12 protein-coding genes are annotated in these 18,098 nt (G+C 60.3%); 9 read left to right on the forward strand and 3 right to left on the reverse strand.

The features are described from left to right. On the reverse strand, positions 1 to 2,602 hold a 2,602-nt coding region (locus tag IG168_RS03590), incomplete at its 3' end, for a TonB-dependent receptor (RefSeq protein ID WP_193161799.1). Positions 2,603 to 2,770: 168 nt separating this feature from the next. Between IG168_RS03590 and IG168_RS03595 the strand changes: the two genes are divergently transcribed. The 4 genes from IG168_RS03595 to IG168_RS03610 all read left to right on the forward strand — a co-directional run bounded on the left by IG168_RS03595 (position 2,771) and on the right by IG168_RS03610 (position 9,126). Beyond that, positions 2,771 to 4,693 (forward strand): PhoX family protein, encoded by a 1,923-nt coding sequence (locus IG168_RS03595; protein ID WP_193161801.1) that lies wholly within the window; start codon positions 2,771 to 2,773, stop codon positions 4,691 to 4,693. A gap of 218 nt (positions 4,694 to 4,911) precedes the next feature. Further along, positions 4,912 to 5,694 carry a lipase family protein gene (locus tag IG168_RS03600; RefSeq protein WP_193161803.1) on the forward strand — a complete coding sequence of 261 codons (783 nt, stop codon included), beginning with the start codon at positions 4,912 to 4,914 and terminating at the stop codon, positions 5,692 to 5,694. A 28-nt stretch (positions 5,695 to 5,722) separates the two neighbouring features. Further along, positions 5,723 to 7,849: a c-type cytochrome gene (locus tag IG168_RS03605; protein ID WP_193161805.1), complete on the forward strand. Its 2,127-nt coding sequence runs from the start codon at positions 5,723 to 5,725 to the stop codon at positions 7,847 to 7,849. Then, the gene (locus IG168_RS03610; RefSeq protein ID WP_226876502.1) at positions 7,846 to 9,126 is read left to right on the forward strand and encodes a catalase family protein; all 1,281 of its coding nucleotides are present in this window, start codon (positions 7,846 to 7,848) and stop codon (positions 9,124 to 9,126) included. Before IG168_RS03605 ends, IG168_RS03610 begins: the two co-directional genes overlap by 4 nt. A gap of 165 nt (positions 9,127 to 9,291) precedes the next feature. On the opposite strand, the gene IG168_RS03615 is transcribed toward IG168_RS03610, so the two are convergent. Next, positions 9,292 to 9,900 (reverse strand): MarC family protein, encoded by a 609-nt coding sequence (locus IG168_RS03615; RefSeq protein ID WP_193161807.1) that lies wholly within the window; start codon positions 9,898 to 9,900, stop codon positions 9,292 to 9,294. Between the two features lie 107 nt (positions 9,901 to 10,007). Here IG168_RS03615 and aceK point away from each other — a divergent pair, with 107 nt between their 5' ends. Both aceK and IG168_RS03625 read left to right on the forward strand, forming a co-directional pair. After that, positions 10,008 to 11,759, forward strand: a complete 1,752-nt coding sequence (gene aceK / locus IG168_RS03620) for a bifunctional isocitrate dehydrogenase kinase/phosphatase (RefSeq protein WP_193161809.1) — start codon at positions 10,008 to 10,010, stop codon at positions 11,757 to 11,759. Positions 11,760 to 11,806: 47 nt separating this feature from the next. Next, positions 11,807 to 12,307 carry a hypothetical protein gene (locus IG168_RS03625; RefSeq protein ID WP_193161810.1) on the forward strand — a complete coding sequence of 167 codons (501 nt, stop codon included), beginning with the start codon at positions 11,807 to 11,809 and terminating at the stop codon, positions 12,305 to 12,307. 3 nt (positions 12,308 to 12,310) lie between these two features. Here IG168_RS03625 and ppk1 read toward each other — a convergent pair whose 3' ends face one another. Continuing rightward, complete coding sequence (ppk1, locus tag IG168_RS03630; protein WP_193161812.1) at positions 12,311 to 14,371, reverse strand: polyphosphate kinase 1; 2,061 nt, start codon at positions 14,369 to 14,371, stop codon at positions 12,311 to 12,313. Between the two features lie 138 nt (positions 14,372 to 14,509). Here ppk1 and IG168_RS03635 point away from each other — a divergent pair, with 138 nt between their 5' ends. From IG168_RS03635 to IG168_RS03645, 3 genes are all read left to right on the forward strand, one after another. After that, the gene (locus IG168_RS03635) at positions 14,510 to 15,982 is read left to right on the forward strand and encodes a Ppx/GppA phosphatase family protein (protein ID WP_193161814.1); all 1,473 of its coding nucleotides are present in this window, start codon (positions 14,510 to 14,512) and stop codon (positions 15,980 to 15,982) included. Between the two features lie 94 nt (positions 15,983 to 16,076). Further along, positions 16,077 to 17,543, forward strand: coding sequence for a protein adenylyltransferase SelO (locus IG168_RS03640; protein WP_193161816.1), 1,467 nt, complete (start codon positions 16,077 to 16,079; stop codon positions 17,541 to 17,543). 112 nt (positions 17,544 to 17,655) lie between these two features. Then, positions 17,656 to 18,072 (forward strand): DUF2147 domain-containing protein, encoded by a 417-nt coding sequence (locus tag IG168_RS03645; protein WP_193161818.1) that lies wholly within the window; start codon positions 17,656 to 17,658, stop codon positions 18,070 to 18,072. The last annotated feature ends 26 nt before the right edge of the window (positions 18,073 to 18,098 follow it).

Below are 18,098 nucleotides of genomic sequence, written 5' to 3' on the forward strand. Positions count from 1 at the left end.
AGAAAGTGCTGTAGCTCAGCCCGAGTACATAGCTCGGGCCGTATTCTTCATACTGACCGTTGTAACCGGAATTGTTGATATACAGCGGTTCGTCGTTCAGGTTCACACCGCTGAAGGACAACTGCAGACCATTGGCAAATCGGTACTTCGCCGACAGGTCCACCTGCATATGGCTGTCCTGGTAGCGATCCAGCGCCGCGTTTTCCAGGTTTACATCCACCAGGCGCTCGCCGGTAAAGGTTGTGGACAGGCGCAGGCTCAGGGCATCGCGCTCGTAGCCGACGATCAGGTTGCCTACCAGGTCCGCCTGGGACGGCAGGGAGATGGTATTGCTGCGCCCGGCGTCCGCACCCAGGCCGAGTTTTGCTTCTGAATCGGCGAAGGTCGCGTTTGCGCGTAACAGCAGTCCGTTGTCAAAACCCTGGGTCCAGGCCAGCTCGGCACCGGTCAGGGTGGCGCTGTCGCCATTGATCGGCTGCAGGATTTCCGCGTCGTCGACCGGCAGGTTGCCCACGTACTGGATCAGGTCGGCAGAGGCGGTCACGTCGGCGGTGACGACGAAGTTGTCGATCTGCTTGTGGAAGACACCCACTGAGAACATGCCCAGGCGATCGGCGTAATACTCGGCGGAGAAGTCGAAGTTCTGCGCTTCGTAGGGATCCAGCGCCGGGTTACCCGCCTCCACTTTCAGCTCGCCCTCGTCGTACTCGATTTCCTTCGCGGACGGATTCAGGTGACCGAAAGACGGGCGCGACTGGGATTCGGTAAAGGCCGCGCGCAGTACGATATTGTCGGTGTAGTCGTACTTGAAGTTGATGCTGGGGAAGAGGTCACTGTAGTCGCGCTGGTATTTCTCCGGACTGACGTAAACATCTTCCGCGACTTCCTCGGCGCCCGGGATTACCTCACCGGACTCGATCACGCGGTTGCCATCGGCAGAGAAATCGGTTTTCTCATAGCGCACGCCGTAAACCAGGTTGGCGCGATTGAATTCAACGCTGTGCATCGCGTAGAGGGCGGTGATGTCCTCGTCCATCACGTAGTCACGCGCTGAGTCCAGCGCAGTGGCGGTGGCGTCAATTTCAAAGCTGCCCCGATTGGCCTTGATAAAACGATTCAAGGCGCCCTTGTCGATGCCCGGGCCAAAAGGAGCCAGGCCGTAATCGACGCTGTTCATGGCGAAATCCGCCAGGGTGTAATCGCCACCGAAGCCGTCGTAGGTGGTCGCATTCATGTCTCCGGTTTTTTCCCGGGTGCGCTGCTGCAGACCGAATTTCAGCTCGGATGGGTTACCGCCCACCTGAAGCTCGCGGTGAATATCAATGCGGAAGCTGACCTCCTCGTCTTCGGTAAAATTATCCTCGATGACGATTTCATCCAGCTCGTAACTGGAAGGATCGAGCGCGGCGGCCAGGTCATCGGCACCCACGGCCATCTGCGGCACGTCGCCGGCACTGACGTAACCCAGCCGCAGGCCTTTCTGCTTGAAACCGGTATCGCGACGGTGCGGCTCCGCCTCTTCCGCATGGGAGTATCCCAGCGCGTATTCAACGCCCCAGATATCCAGATCGTGTTCACCACCGAAAATGACAGAAAGGATTTCCTGTTCTTCGAAACGATCCTTCAGGGACTTGTCCAGGGTCGCATCGCTCCAGCTGGCGGAGTTGGCAGTGATGGTCTGCAGGTCGCCCTTGTCCAGCTTCCACGAATTGCGCTGCCGCTCTTCGGAATCGGAGAAATCCGAATAGAGGCTGTGCAGGTAGACCTGGCTGGTCTCGCTCAGGCGGTAGTCCAGATTGGCCGCCAGGCCGGTGCGCTCGCGGGTGATGCTGTAATCGCGCTGCTCGATTTCCGGCGCGCCGAAGGCTTCACTGCCGTCTTCCGCTTCCATCAACTCCCAGACACCGTCGGTCTCTTCGTTCTCGGAACCGAACTTGCGTTCCTGGTGGCTGGCCGCAATCGCCACACCCAGCTCGCGGCCCCCCAGATCGAATACCTGAGTGAATTTACCCGCCAGTTTGGGGCTGTTTTCTTCCTGCAGCTCGCTGTAGCTGTTTTCGACGCTGATTTTGTACGCCTGGCCGTCTTGATCCAGCGCATTCAGGCTCTTGATCTCAATGGCGCCACCGATGGAATCGGCACTCATGTCCGGAGTCAGAGTCTTATAGACCTCGAGGCTCGCCAGCAGGTCGGACGGGATTACGTCCAGCGCCACGGCGCGGCTGTCCGCCTCCGGTGCCGGTAGACTCATGCCGTTGATGGTGGAGGCATTCAGGTTTGGATCGATACCGCGCACGCCGACAAAGCGCCCCTCGCCCTGGTCCCGGGCAATGGACACGCCGGGCATGCGCTGCAGCGCTTCGGTTACGTTGGCATCGGGCAGTTCACCGATGGCGTCGGAGGTCTGCACGGCAACAACCTTGTTGGCGTTGCGCTGGCGCTCAATATCACTGCTGGCGTTGGCGACTTGGGCCGTCACTTCAATGGTTTCCATCGCCTCGCGCTTGGTTTCTGCGGCGGTCGTGTTGATGGAAATTACCGCGGCGGCCAGAGCCGTCAGCGGCATAGCCAGCAGGCGCGTGCTACGTATTGTCTTTTTCATGAAGTCCCCATTCCCTAGTCAATAAATCGGTAGCAATTGTTTTTCGAATGGGGCGAAAGCTAGTCAGCGGATATGAAAATTGCGTTACGCTTTTTTTAAGATTGTCATAATTGAGTTCTAGGATTTCCGGTACCAACAGGCAGGGCTATGCCTTCGCTGGAGAATGCCATGGAAGACAAACCGAAGAACCCCGCACGTCGAACCCTGTTCAAGGCCATCGGCGCGGCCACCGCCGCCGGTGTGACCGGGAATATTTTGCCGGGCTGCGTCGGCAAAAAAGGCGACACTGGAAAAAATCTGGCTTTCGCGGAAATCCCCCACAGCCTGGATGCCCAGCACCATCTGCCAACGGGCTACCATGCCGATATCCTGTTGCGCTGGGGCGACCCACTCTTCGCCGGTAACACGCCCTTCGCTCCGGAAAAACTGACCGTCACGGAGCAGGAAAAACGCTTCGGCTACAACAATGATTTTATTGCCTATATGCCGCTGGATGCCGACGCCGGTCCCGGCGAGGGTGAGCGCCACAGCAAGAGCAACAACAGCGCCCGCGGCCTGCTGTGTGTGAACCATGAGTACACCCAGCCGCACCTGATGTTCTCCGGCTACAAGGATGAAGTCAGCGCCGTTCGCGGGGTCCCGGCCGAGCATGTCGCGGTTGAACAGGCCGCCTGCGGACACACAATTGTGGAAGTAGAACGGACCGGCAACGGTTGGCGGCCGGTACTCGACAGCCCTTACAACCGCCGCATTACCCTGCACACCGCAATGGCGATCACCGGACCCGCCGCCGGCGACCGCCGCCTGCAGACTACCACCGACCCTGATGGCAAACGGGTATTCGGCACTGTCGGCAACTGTGCCGGCGGCAAAACGCCCTGGGGCACGGTGTTGATTGCGGAAGAAGGATTTGGCGGCGCCTTTCAGGGAAATCCGGACACGATTGCCGACCCGGTGGAAGTAGCCAATCACCGCGCCTTCGGCATTCATCCGGACAACCGAAACTGGGGTGACTACGACCGTCGCTTCGATATCGGTGTGGAACCCAATGAACCCAACCGCTTCGGCTGGATGGTAGAATACGATCCCTACGATCCGGCATCGCAGCCGCGCAAGCTCACCAGTCTCGGCCGATTTGAGCACGAGGGCTTTACCCTGGTAAGCAAACCGGACCGGCCGATCGTCGCCTACGGTGGCGACGACGACGAAAACCAGTTCGTCTACCGCTATGTATCCCGGCGGCAATATCAACCCGACGATTATGCGCACAATCGCGACCTGCTGAGCGACGGCACCCTCTATGCGGGCCGGTTCAACGACGACGGCAGCGGCCGCTGGCTGCCACTGGTGTTCGGGCGTGGGCCGTTGACCGAGGCCAATGGCTTTCGCAACCAGGCCGATGTGTTGATCGACGCACGCCGCGCCGCCAGACTAGTCGGCGCCACGCCCATGGACCGGCCCGAGGATATCGAAACCAACCCGGTCAACGACTGCACCTACGTCATGTTGACCAGGAACACCAAACGCTCCGGCACCAATAACGCCAACCCGCGCCCGCGCAATCCCACCGGACACGTGCTGGAAATCGTGCCGCCGGGCAGACACGGTGAGCGCAATCACGCAGCGGGAACCTTTGCCTGGAATATTTTCCTGCTCGGCGGCAATCCCAACGCGGAAGACCCGGAGGAGCGCGGTGCCTACGGCGAGCAACTGCCCGGCATTGTTTCCGCCGATGGCTGGTTTACCTGCCCCGACAACGTCGCGTTCGATGCCCGCGGCGGCATGTGGGTCGCCACCGACGGCTGCGAAAAATTCGGTTTTCACAACGGCCTGTGGGCCATGCCCACCGACGGCGACCAACGCGCGATACCGAAACACTTTTTTGGCTGCCCTGAGGGCGCCGAACTGTGCGGCCCCGAATTCACACCGGACGGCAAGACGCTGTTCGTCTCGGTGCAGCACCCCGCGGATCGCAGTGGCTCCACTTTCGACAATCCACTGCACCGCTGGCCGGACAACGATCCGGCGTTGCCGCCGCGGCCGTCGGTGCTTGCGATTTATCGCCGTGATGGCAAAATCGTCGGCAGTTAACTCCTGCGTCCAACTTCCCCCGCCTTATAGTTCCCCCCAAAATAACCTGCACGCCGGTACCAAATAAACCCGCCGGCGACATCCGCTTTGCGGGAAATGCCGATACTGTCGTCTAAATGTTGATTTTCCCGGATAGTCCCGGGTATTTTTCGCGACTTGGTTGGCCGTCCGCGCCATTCCATCGCCGACATTGATGGACACAACAGGAAGAGCAGGGAATGCAGGTTATCGATTTCAATCAGGTCAACTGGTATGCGCTGCGCGCGGCGGCCGCTTACCAAAAAGAAGCCGATATCCGGCGCACCTTTCCCGACACCGTCAAAGTGGCGACAACCGGTGAAGATATCCAGTACTTCATCGAGAGCAATGCAACCCAGCAGGTTGTCTCGATCCGGGGTACCGCGAACCTGGACAATGCGTTCGAGGATGCCTCATACGCGGAATCTGAAAACCCCCAGCTGGATATCTACGTCCACTGCGGTTTCGACAAAACCGCGACGCAGCTGTATCGCGAAATCAAGCCCGAGCTGGATAAAAGCAAGCCTGTCATCCTAACCGGCCACTCCCTCGGCGCCGCCATCTCAACGCTGCTGATGATGTACCTGCACCACGATGGTTTCAGTCTCGGCCCCTCAATTAACTTCGGACAGCCGAAAATCACCAACAGCCACGGCGCCGACAAATACAGCTTCCTGCCATTGCTGCGTGTGGTGGATGAAAATGATGTAGTGCCACTGGTACCGCCGAATGACCTGATCGATGCGATTCACGGTGGCTATCAGCACCTGGGACCGGAACTGATGCTGCTGGCGGGCGAATACTATGTGTACGAGGACACTGGCGCGATCCGCCATTCCTCGATCGATGCTTTCTGGAGAAACCTGGGAGACACCAGCGTCTCTGCACATTTCATGGCGAACTACCTGAAAAATATCGCCTCAAAAACAGCCCGCGCAATACTGGTGCCCTACCAGCGGCGCGAAGAATACATGGACGCCTGAACAATAAAATAATCTCGGGGAGAGGATTATGGATTTTGCGCTGAGATTGCGCGCGCTGCTGCGCAGTGCTGTAACGAAGCTGGTAAAGCTTTCGATAAAGCTGGTCCGCAATGGCTGGCACTGGTTGCGGGGGTTGCTGCGCGCACTGGTTAACCTGTGGAAGTCCCTCGGCCCCCGCTGGCTGCGGATAACGATGGTAATCATCGCGGCCGGCACCGTCGGCTACCTCAAGCTGGTCGAACTGCTCGAGCCGAACCTGACGGAAGAAAACATTCACCGGGTGCAGTACCTGAACGGTGGCTGGACAGATCAGCAGAGGCAGCAGTTTTACTACGCTCCCCAGGGGACGGAATTGCTCGGCATGGATTACGCCTGGTTCACCAACCTGGAACTGCCCCTGTCCCACGAACGACTCGCCACCGCGAGCAATATGCGCGGCTGGGGATTTATCGTGGATCCGGGACAGAAGCCCAGCGCGCTCAATCCCGGCAACCTGCCGGTGGGCCTTACCCACCATATTGATGCCGCCACCGGCCGCGAGCGCCTGGATATCGGCTGCGCCGCCTGCCACACCGGTGAGCTGCATTACAAGGGCACGGCCCTGCGCGTCGACGGCGGCCAGGCAATGCACAGTATCTCCAATCCCAAGCGCGGCGAGTTCATCACGACGATGGGCGCCTCGGTGCTGGAAACCCTGTTGAACCCGGCCAAGTGGGATCGCTTCGCAACCCGTCTGGCGGGACAGGACGACGCCAAACGCACGGCGCTGCGCAAGCAGCTGTGGCAGTTCGCCGGCGCGCTCAAGCGGTTCCACAATGGTCCCGGCGCGAATAAATACTACCCGGTCGAGGAAGGGCGCGGCAGAACCGACGCCGTCGGGCGTATTGCCAACGTGGTGTTCGGTTACGACCTCGACGAACCGGACAATTACCGCGTTGCCGACGCCCCGGCGAGCTATCCCTTCCTGTGGGACATCTGGCGCTTCGACTGGGTGCAGTACACCGGCTTCACCAACCAGCCCATGGCACGCAATGTCGGCGAGAGCCTGGGCGTACTGGCGCCGATCAAACTGGTCGACGCCAATGGCAATGTGCTGCAGGACGGCACCTTTGGCGAGACAACAGTGGACCTGCAGGGCCAGCACTGCGTCGAGAGCCTGCTGCGCACGCTCAAGCCACCCAAGTGGCCAGAAGCCGTACTCGGCAAAATCGATATCGCCAAGGCCAGAACCGGCAAGGCGCTGTTCGCTAACCAGTGCGCCTACTGCCACGGCCCCCACACTTCCCAGTCCTACCAGTGGCCGCTGGCTGCCAACCCGTCGGAGACATTGCCCGGTCAGGTCGGCGTCAACTGGCAGTGGGACATGGACGGGGAAGTGTCGCGCCGCGACGGCGCCCTCTACCGCCAGGATCAGCGCACCACCATGTGGGCCCTGCCGTGGATCAGCACCGATGTTGTGGGTACCGATCCGAAGCTCGCGGACAACTTCATCGACGGGCGCTACGACCTCGGCAAGCTCTTCCCCGGCTCCGAGCCGGTCAATGCCGGCCACGGCCTGCAACTGCTGATCAACGAACTGGTGCCCAAACTCTATCGCAAATGGGGTATCGAGGGTGCCGAAACCGTGGCCGATTACGACGGCCTGAATGTGCCCTTCCGTATCGCCAACAAGCGCGCCTACAAAGCCCGGCCGCTACACGGCGTCTGGGCGACGCCACCTTTCCTGCACAACGGTTCGGTGCCGACTATTTACGACCTGCTCTCACCGCTGCGCGCCCGGCCGAAAACCTTTTACGTCGGCAACCGCGAGTACAACCCGCGCAAGCTCGGTTTTGTCACGGCGCAGTCACCGGGCAGCTTCTTTATGGACACAACGATCGATGGCAACCGGAATAGCGGCCACCTGTTTACCGACGTGGACATGCCCGGCCGCATTGGCGAACTGCTCACGGAAAAAGAGCGCTACGCGATCATCGAGTACCTGAAGGTCATGGGTAACCCGGACTTTGACAGCGCCCTGGGCGGCGATCCGATGAACTGGGACAGGTACAGTCCAGCGCCACAAAATGAATCCACGCAGCAGGCCTGCCAGTCCGACCAGCAGTCCGAAGTGATCTATGCGGAACGCGCTTCACAGGGAGAGAAAGCACTATGATCCGACAACCACTGCACCGGCTTTCACTGACCCTATTGCTGCTCTGTTCCGGCGCCAGCGCGGACGCGCCTGCGCCGGGCGACACAATGCAACTGGATACCCTGGGTATGCAGATTTCCGCCGAGGAAAAGGCGGCGATCATCCGCGCTATGGAGTACGGCCGCGAGATCTCGCGCAAGGCGGAAAAAATCAACGGCGCGCCCTACCGCCGCGACGCACACGCCAAAGCCACCGGCTGCCTGCGCGCGACCTTTACCGTCAATGGCGATATAGCGCCGCGCTTCCAGCACAGTGTCCTGTCCGAACCGGGGCGGAACTACCGCGCCTGGATCCGCTTTTCCAACGGCGATATGACCGTGCGCCCAGACGCCAAGCCCGACGCCCGCGGCATGGCGATCAAGCTAATGGGTGTGGAGGGAGAGAAAATCGCTCCGGAACTGCGCGGACCGGCGACGCAGGATTTCATCATGACCAACACGCCCGCGTTCTTTAACCGCAATATATTCGACTATGTGGACAACATGAGCCACCTGGCCGATCTGCAGCGCACGCGTTGGTTTGCCGGCATTGCACCGCCGCGATTCCACCCGAAACTGTTCTACCGCGCTGTGCAGACAGTCTCGTCGGAGATCGATTCACCGCTCGCGCCACAGTACTACTCGATGCTGCCCTACCAGCTCGGCAATACACCGCTGAAATTTTCCGCGCGCCCCTGCCCCGGCATGACGGTCACCGGCGGGATCGACCGTTCCAACCCCGACTACCTCACCCGGGCCATGGCGCAACAGCTGGAGCACGGCGGCGCCTGCTTCGATTTCATGGTGCAGGAGAAAGTCGCCGGGGCCGATATGCCCCTCGACGATGCCGCGGTCATCTGGTCGGAAACGGACTCACCCTTTATCCCGGTGGCGCGGATCGAGATTCCGCCGCAGTCCTTTACCGATGCGGCCCAGCAGCAGTTTTGCGAAAATCTGTCGATGAATCCGTGGCACGGTGTCGGTGAATGGCAGCCGCTGGGCAGCCTGAACCGGGCCCGTCGCCTGGTCTACCACGCGGTATCCCGCTACCGGCACGGTGAAAACGACGCGGCCATGTCCGAGCCGGACAGCTGGTGCCTGGAGGGCGGCGACCAGTGCGACTTATCCGCCGAACTCCACCGCACCAAGTCCCGCTGGCCCCTGCCGCGCTGCTTCGACGAGCTGTACCAGCCCGCCGACGGTTCACCATCGCCGGGGTGCATTGCCAGCGGCGACACCGATGAGACAGCGACTTACTAGCAGGCTGTTGAAAAATGCCTTCCCTGGCATTTATCAACCCAGGTTTGCGGCACATGTCCGCAAACCTTCGACGACAAATCAAGCACTTACGTGCTCGATTTGCGGCCCGGCCCTCCATGGCCGGCTTTCCAGGCTGTCGAAAAATACTTTTTCAACAGCCTGTTATTAGACGGTAAAGAACTGCTGGATCCCCAGCAGTACATTGGTGGTGGCCACCGAGGCGAGGATCAGCCCCATGACCCGGCTGACGATACTGGCGCCGGCATTGCCGATCCAGCGGTAGATCCAGTTGGCAGTCAGCAGGATGACCAGCACGATGCCGAGCACCGCGAGCATGGCTATCGCGGTGCGCGCCTGGTGAATGGGATCGAAGCGATAGTTGTCCGTCAGCACCACCGCCGCCAGCATCGCGCCGGGAGAGGCGATGGAGGGTACCGCCAGCGGAAAAATCGCCGTCTCGTGCCCCTCCTGCACGATTTCCATCTCCTGCTCCGGCTTGCCCTCGCCGAAAATCATCGTCAGGGCGAACAGGAAGAGCACCACGCCGCCGGCCACCTGGAAGGCCGATAGCGGCACCCCGATGGTTTCCAGCAGGTACTGGCCGGCGAGCAGGAAGAACAACAGGATGCCCGTGGCGACCAGTACCGCCATGAACGCGATCTTGCGCTTCTGCCAGTCGGCGTGACGGGCGGTCACGGCAATGAACACCGGCAAGGTACCCACCGGATCAATCACCGCAAAGAAAAAGACAAAGCTGCTGATCCAATCGTTCAAGGGAGGCTCCGGCGCACCGTGCTACTATCGGCTTAATCTCATGTGCAGGTGGCCGGCGGGCCGCGTCTGCCAGAGACCGTTGAATCCAGTTTCAGAAAGTCTAGTGCATGACCAATCACTCTCCGACCGCGCGCCGCATTGCCAAAACCATCCTGAATGGCTTTGACGCCTATTTCGCCGATTACCAGAACATTACCCTCGGCGCCAAGGCGCGCTTCGAAATGGCCGCCTGGCAGGGCGTACACCAGGCCAACAAGGAGCGCATCGATCTCTACAAGACCAAGGTCAACCAGGTACTGAAACTGGTGCACTCCGTCACCAGCAAGGACACCAGCATGCTGGACCTGTGGCGGGACGCGCGCGCCACCTATGCCCAGCTGATTGCCAATCACAGCAATTACGAAATCGCCGAGACGTTTTTCAACTCGGTCTTCTGCAGCCAGTTCCAGCACGCCCATATTCACGACAGCAACATCTTCGTCAAACCGTCGCGCACGCCGGACGACAAGCCGCTGCGGGATTACAGCATTTACATCAGCTACAGTGCCCGCGACGGCCTCGAATATATGATCGAGGACATCCTCAACGATTACGGTTTTTCCATCCCCTGGGAAAACCAGCAGCGCGATATCCAAAACATCTGTGCAGCGCTACGCGCCACGCCGCTGGCCGGGCTGGAAAATGTGAAATCCCTGCGGGTGGACATGCTCGAGTCGGTGTTCTACCGCAACAAGGCAGCCTACCTGGTGGGTCGCATGATGTTTGGCGGCGAGGTGATCCCGTTGATCCTGCCGTGCCTGAACAATGGCCGCGGCGGCATCTTTGTCGACACGGTGCTCTACAGCAACGACTCCGCCAGTATCATTTTCAGTTTTACCCGCTCCTACTTTATGGTGGACGCGCCTATTCCCTCGCGATTCGTGCGCTTCCTGTCCACCATCATGCCGCTGAAGGAGCGCTCGGAGCTGTATAACTCCATCGGTTTCCACAAGCACGGCAAGACCGAGTTCTACCGCCATATCCTCGCCCATATGAAGGCCAGCAACGACAAGTTCGTGATTGCGCCGGGGATCAAGGGCATGGTCATGAGCGTGTTTACGCTGCCGTCCTACCCGGTTGTCTTCAAGGTCATCAAGGACCGCTTCGACCGGCCGAAAACCGTCACCGAAGCCATCGTCAAGGAGAAGTACAAGTTCGTATCCCGCTCCGACCGGGTCGGGCGCATGGCGGATACCCAGGAGTACACCAACTTTATCTTTTACCGCAATCGCTTCAGTGAGGAACTACTGCGGGAACTGCAGGAGCTGGCGCCCTCCAAACTGGAGATGGACGACAAGTGGGTGATCATCAAGCACCTGTACGTGGAGCGGCGCATGGAGCCGCTCAACCTCTACCTGCAGCACGCCAGCGACGAGGAAATCCGCGAGGCGATGGAGGAATACGGCAACGCGATCAAGCAGCTGGCAGCGGCCAATATTTTCCCGGGCGATATGCTGCTGAAAAACTTCGGGGTCACCCGTCACGGGCGAGTGGTCTTCTACGACTACGATGAACTCTGCCCGCTCACCGACTGCAACTTCCGCAAAATACCCGAGGCCCAGACCGCGGAACAGGAACTGGCGGACAGGCCCTGGTACACGGTGGATGAGATGGACGTGTTTCCGGAGGAGTTCCGCCTGTTTTTCTCTGGCAATCCCCTTGCGCGCAAGGCCTTCGAGGACCAGCACAGCGATCTCTACGACTACAGCTTCTGGCGCCGTCTGCAAGATCGAATCCGCGCTGGGCATATCGAGAGCGCCTTTCCCTACCGGCGCAAATGGCGATTCAAGCGCCGCCCGCACCGGGTCTCGAAGGCGTGATTTTGTAGCTATAGTGAAGGGAGGCAGTAATCGCGAAGGAGTTGACTGTGCGGTTTCCCTCGGTGACGACAGCGCTCATAGTTATAGCCTTGGGAATGCTCAGTGGCTGCGGTTACCTGCCCAGCGAACTGTCCACGCCCGGCAGCGACGCCGACAGCGGTGGCCCGCACGCCCGTATCATTGCCATCCAGCACACTGCCAGTTGCGATACCCCGGCGCGGGGATTCCGCACAATCACGTTCGATGACCTCTACGCTACCACCGGTGACCCGGACAAGCCTTTCCGCAAGGTGGCGTCAGCGCCGGCCCAGTACGATATCAATGCCTACGTCTGGGGCACTGACAACTGTTCCCGGCGTGGCCAGTGCAATGGCGGCGATCACTTCTGGCTGATCGAGCGGGGACCCGGCTCGGACTTCAGCACCTGGGTGGTTACGCCGCAGTTCCCGCGCATTACCATCCAGTCCAACTGCCGCGACCAGCTCAAGGTCGGCAAGCGCTACCGCTTTTCCTTCAGCCGCGGCGCACTGATTGGAATCAGCCGCTGAGTTTCACTGCTCTTCGCTCGCCGACTGGCGCCTTTTCAGATAGCGGTAGATGGCATCCTGCGCGCGGCACCCCTTGGCGCTGTTGTCGGCGATCCGGGTATTGCTCTGCTGGGCATCCAGCACCCGCGCCTTGCAGTTGTCGCTCCACTGCAGCTCCATGATTTTCTGGATCGTGGCCCGGTGCTCGCTATCGGTGACCGGGAAAGTGACTTCCACGCGGTGATCCAGGTTGCGTGTCATCAGGTCTGCCGACGACAGCCACACCTGGGTATCGCCGCCGTTGTGGAACAGGTAGACCCGCGCGTGCTCCAAAAACTTGTCCACCAGGCTGATCACCTGGATGTTGTCCGACAGGCCCGGTGTCTCGCAGACCAGCGAGCACATGCTGCGCACGATGATGCGGATTTTCACCCCGGCGGCACTGGCGCGATAGAGGCGCTCGATCACCTCGCTGTCGACCAGGTTGTTGCACTTGAAAAACAGCGCGGCCCTGGCACCGGCGCGGGCCGCATTAATCTCCCGGTCGATGGCGTGCAACAGTGCCGGGCGGTTTGAATAGGGAGACACGGCAATGTGCTCGTATACCGGGCGCTGGTGCGTGTACTGGATAAATTCGAACACATTGTGCACATCCTGCCCCAGCCCCTGGTCACTGGTGAGCAGGCTGAAGTCGCAGTAGACACTCGCAGTACTTTCGTTGAAATTGCCGGTACCCAGGTGGCTGTAGTAGCGCACCTGCCCCTCTTCTTCCCGCAGTATCGAAATCAGCTTGCAGTGCACCTTGAGTCCGGGCACGCCATAAATTACATTCACGCCCGCGTCGCGCAACTCATTGGACCAGTGAATATTGGCGAGCTCGTCGAAGCGCGCCTGCAGCTCCACCACCGCGGTCACCTGCTTGTTGTTGCGCACCGCGTTGATCAGTGCGGCAACCACCCGGGAATTCTTCGCCACCCGGTACAGGTTGATGCGAATCTCGCGCACCTGTGGGTCGATCGCGGCGGTGATCAGCAGGTTGGTGATCGCGCGGAAATCGTGATACGGGTAATACAGCAGTTGGTCGCGCACCCGTAACAGGTTGAAGATACTCTCCCGCTCCGGCTGCATCGGCAGGGGTTCCATTGGCTTGTAACGTTCCCGCGCGGAGTCGGCCGGAAAGTTCATAAAATCCTTGGAGTTGTGGTAGCGGCCTCCGGGTGTATAGCTGTCGTAGCGCCCCATCTTGAGTTTTTTCTTCACCAGGTCCAGCAGCACTTCCGGCATTGCCGCATCGTGGGCAAGCCGCACCGGGTCTGCCTGTTTGCGCTTTTTCAAAGACTTGGCCACGCGGTCGACAATGTTCTGCGTTATCTGCTCACCCAGTTCCAGTTCCGCATCGCGGCTGATCTTGAACATATAGGCTTCGGCCTTGGCGATCGGCAGTACGTAGCGAAACACATCGACGAGACAGGCGCGGATGATATTGTCGAGCACGATATAGACTTTTTCGCGGTGCCCCTCCCTCGAAGGAATCACCACGAAGCGCGGCAACGTATCGGTGGGAATTTCCAGCGCGGCAAAGCGCTCGCTGCCATCTTCCAGTTGCAGGTAGATGGCAAAATAGATACTCGCTTCGTTCAGCAGCGGCATCGTCTCGCGGTCGTCGATATAAAACGGCTCCAGCTCCGGCAATACCTCCTCGTAAAAATAGTTCTCAACGAAAGTGCGCTGGCGCTCACTCAACTGGGACTCGTTGACCAGATGGATATGGTGTTTATCGAGATCCGCCAAAACCTTGGTATAGGCGGCGAATGAGCGGCGCTGCAGACGCCGTACCCTTTCGTTGATATCGCCCAGCAGCGCGGAGAATTCCTCCTTTATTTTTCCGCCCTTGGCAAAGGTGGCCAGGCGGCGCACATCTGCCACCCGCACGCGATAGAATTCATCGAGGTTACTGGAAAAGATGCCGAGAAAGCGCACGCGCTCGATAATCGGCACGCGCTCGTCCTCCACTTCCTGCAGCACACGTTCATTGAAGGAAAGCCAACTTAGCTCTTTCGGGTAGAGGGGCGTATTATTGGGCATGGAGCAACTGCTTTGAGTGATCGTCGCCTTTGCGGGGAGATAGTATTCCATTGACCCGCGGGCTGCATTGAAATATGCGGATATAAAGAGTAGAGCAGTTTGCTACATTAAGATGACAATTTTTTGACAGGAAATCGGATGGAGCTTGACGCGGAACGCTACGCGGCGCTGGACCTGGGTTCCAACAGCTTTCACCTGTTGCTGGCTGAGTTTCGCGGCCAGCGCATGGTGCGCCTGCACACCGACCGTGCCATGGTGCGTCTGGCCGAAGGACTGGACGATGAGCGCAACCTGGATCCGGCCGTCGCCGAGCGCGCCCTGGAAGCACTGCGCCGCTTTCATCCGGTACTGACGGGACTGCCCGCGGATCACATCCGTGTCGTCGGCACCAATACGCTGCGCGCCGCCGCCAACGCCGACGGTTTTCTCGAGTCTGCGGAGACGATTCTAGGTGCCCCCATCGAGATCATCAGCGGCATCGAAGAAGCGCGACTGATCTACAGCGGCGTTATGGCTGCCGCCGACGGGCCGCCGCGATTACGCTGCGTCATCGATATCGGCGGCGGCTCCACCGAGCTGGTACGCGGCCGCGAGATACCGCAGCAGCTGCAGAGCCTGTACATGGGCTGCGTTTCTTACAGCAAACGCTTTTTCGCCGACGGCGTCATCGCAAGCAAGAAAAATGGCAACAATTTCAACCGCGCCCGCCGCGCGGCCCGGGCGGAACTCCAGGGATTAAAACACCTGGCAATCAATGCGGAAGTCGTCGGCGCATCCGGTACCGTCAAGGCCGTCGCACGCGTGCTCAATGACGGCGAAATCGGTGACATACACCGTGCGGATATCGACCGTCTCGCGGAGCAGGTGGCGGATACCGACACTGTAGCCAATCTGAAACTGCCCAATTTTGATGAAGAGCGTCGGCCGGTCTTTGCCGCCGGACTGGCCATACTGCACGGAATTTTCTGCGAGCTGGATATCCAGACCATGCAGGTTTCGCCGTATGCCATCCGCGAGGGCATTGTCCACGATCTCGCCGGGCGCCTGCACGGCGGCGACCGTCGCGCGGATACTGTGGCAAATCTGATGCTGCGCGCCCAGATAGACGCGGAGCAGGCCCGGCGGGTCGGCGACACCGCCCTCGATTTGCTGACGCAACTGCGCCCCGTTTTTAACACCGAACAGTGGCAGCGGCTGCGCTGGGCCACCCAGTTGCACGAACTCGGGCTGTCGCTTTCCCACAGTAATTTCCGCAAACTCGGCGCCTTTATGATCGAGCAGGCGGATCTGGCCGGATTCAGCAAAAGCGAACAGGAATACCTCGCCTACCTGGTGCTCAACCAGCGCGGTCGCATCAAACCGCCGCGCGAACACTACGGTTTTCACCCCAATCCGGATCTGCTGCTGAGCCTGCGGCTGGCCTGTATCGTTCACCGCGACCACACGGATCGCAGTGCCGGCGGCCTGCAGCTCAGCGCAACCGGGGATATCTACGAATTGAATATCGAGCAACAGTGGCTGGATCAGCATCCGGCCATCGAGGACCTGCTTTACCAGGAAGTGGAACACTGGCAATCACAGCCGCGGCCGCTGAAGTTGACCACCGTCTGAGCGAGTCTTTGCCCTGCAAAGCGAACATTGCATCGGCCGGCGCGCGGCAGATAGGCTAAGCGATTCCACCCCCAACCCCCTACAATGAGAGTTTATGAAGCTCAGCGAAGTCTCCCTCAGCCACCACTACGCCGACCTGGGCGATGCCTTTGGCACCCGGATCGATCCCACGCCGTTTGAAAACCCGAGACTGATACACGTAAACCCGGCGGTGCTGCGGCTGCTCGGCATCAATGTACGGGAGGCGCAGAACCCCGCCTGGGCCCAGCTCGGGTGCGGCAAAGAACTGTTCCCCGGCTCCCGCCCCTTTGCGATGAAATATACCGGCCACCAGTTCGGCGTCTACAACCCGGACCTGGGCGACGGCCGCGCCCTGCTCCTTGGGGAAATCGAGCACGGCGGCGCGCAGTGGGAGTTACACCTGAAGGGGGCGGGCAAAACACCCTACTCGCGCTTTGGCGACGGGCGCGCGGTGTTGCGCTCGACGATTCGCGAATACCTGGCCGGCGAGGCGCTGACCGGGCTCGGCATTCCCAGCACCCGCGCACTGTGCCTCGTCGGCAGCGACGAACCGGTGACCCGCGAACGGATTGAAAGCGGCGCCATGCTGATTCGCGTGGCGCAGTCCCATATCCGCTTTGGCCATTTCGAATATTTCTTTTACACCCGCCAGCTGGAGGCACTGCAAAAGCTGATCGCCTTTACCTGCAACCGCTTCCTGCCGGAAGCGGCGGCGCTGGAACCCGCCGCGCAGGCCGAGGCGCTGTTGCGCCATACGGTGCGCAGCACTGCCGACCTGGTGGCGGGCTGGCAGGCAGTGGGCTTCGCCCACGGTGTGCTGAATACCGACAATATGTCGATTATCGGCGACACCTTCGATTACGGGCCCTACGGCTTTCTCGACGACTACGAACCCGGGTTTATCTGCAACCACTCGGATCACACCGGCCGCTACGCGTTTGAACAGCAGCCCGGCGTGGCCCTGTGGAACCTGAATGCGCTGGCACACGCCTTTTCCGCGTTTGTCAGTACCGAGGCACTGCGCGACTGCCTCGAGGAGTTCCAGCCACACCTGATCGACAGCTATGCCGCGCGCATGCGCGCCAAGCTCGGACTGGCTACGGAAGAAGATGGCGACCAGCAGCTGTGTGCTGACTTATTACAACTTCTCGCCGATGCGCGCGCGGACTACACGCTGTTTTTCCGCGCCCTGGCCCACTACCGCAGCGAGCGGCCGCCCGCCGCGCTCGAGGCGCTGCTGCCGCCGGCACAGCACGGCGCACTCGGCCACTGGCTCGACCACTACGACCAGCGCCTTGCCCGGGAGGACAGCGATTCCCGCGTGCGCGACTGCGCCATGCTCGCCGCCAACCCCAAATTCATCCTGCGCAACTACCTCGCGCAGAAAGTCATCGACGCCGCCGAGGGCGGCGATTACCGCCCCCTGCAGACGCTGTTCGACCTGCTGCAGAGCCCGTTTGACGAGCATCCCGAACACGAGGTCTGGGCGGCCGCGCCGCCGGAGTCCGGCAAGCACCTGCCGATCAGTTGCTCCTCCTGAGCTGGCGGCTGGAACAACATTCCGGCATCGCGACTACACTGGAACTAGGTTCCATCGATTTCATGTGACTTGGTGTAAGATCGCAGTCACCGTTTAATTAGGAGTAACCGAGATGATGAGAAACCTGCTGATGGCGGCCTGCTGCCTGCTGTTTGCACTGCAGGCCAACGCCGCGGATGTGGTGGGCAAGTGGCGCACGATCGACGACGAAACCGGCCAACCCAAGTCCATCGTGGAGATCTACCAGAAGGGCGGCAAGTATTACGGCCGCGTCGTGGACCTGCTGATGAAGCCGGACGATACCGTCTGCGGCAAGTGCCCCGGTGCGCGCCAGGGCAAGAAAATCGTGGGCATGGATGTCATCACCGGCATGGTGAAAAACGGTGACGTTTATGAAGGCGGCGAGATCCTCGACCCCAACAAGGGCAAGATCTACGACTGCAAGTTATGGGTAGAGGACGGCCAGCTGAAAGTGCGCGGCTACCTGGGTTTCTTCTACCGCACCCAGACCTGGCAGCGGGTCAACTGACGAATTATCCGCGGTGAATCAGGGCT

The organism is Microbulbifer hainanensis (assembly GCF_014904735.1).
Taxonomy (GTDB): Bacteria; Pseudomonadota; Gammaproteobacteria; order Pseudomonadales; family Cellvibrionaceae; genus Microbulbifer; species Microbulbifer hainanensis.

What these genes read in the sequence shown, in the direction of transcription:
- IG168_RS03595 (WP_193161801.1), top strand. Translation starts at nt 2,771, where the DNA reads ATGGAAGACAAACCGAAGAACCCCGCACGTCGAACCCTGTTCAAGGCC.
- IG168_RS03600 (WP_193161803.1), top strand. Translation starts at nt 4,912, where the DNA reads ATGCAGGTTATCGATTTCAATCAGGTCAACTGGTATGCGCTGCGCGCG.
- IG168_RS03605 (WP_193161805.1), top strand. Translation starts at nt 5,723, where the DNA reads ATGGATTTTGCGCTGAGATTGCGCGCGCTGCTGCGCAGTGCTGTAACG.
- IG168_RS03610 (WP_226876502.1), top strand. Translation starts at nt 7,846, where the DNA reads ATGATCCGACAACCACTGCACCGGCTTTCACTGACCCTATTGCTGCTC.
- aceK (WP_193161809.1), top strand. Translation starts at nt 10,008, where the DNA reads ATGACCAATCACTCTCCGACCGCGCGCCGCATTGCCAAAACCATCCTG.
- ppk1 (WP_193161812.1), bottom strand. Translation starts at nt 14,371, where the DNA reads ATGCCCAATAATACGCCCCTCTACCCGAAAGAGCTAAGTTGGCTTTCC.
- IG168_RS03635 (WP_193161814.1), top strand. Translation starts at nt 14,510, where the DNA reads ATGGAGCTTGACGCGGAACGCTACGCGGCGCTGGACCTGGGTTCCAAC.
- IG168_RS03640 (WP_193161816.1), top strand. Translation starts at nt 16,077, where the DNA reads ATGAAGCTCAGCGAAGTCTCCCTCAGCCACCACTACGCCGACCTGGGC.
- IG168_RS03645 (WP_193161818.1), top strand. Translation starts at nt 17,656, where the DNA reads ATGATGAGAAACCTGCTGATGGCGGCCTGCTGCCTGCTGTTTGCACTG.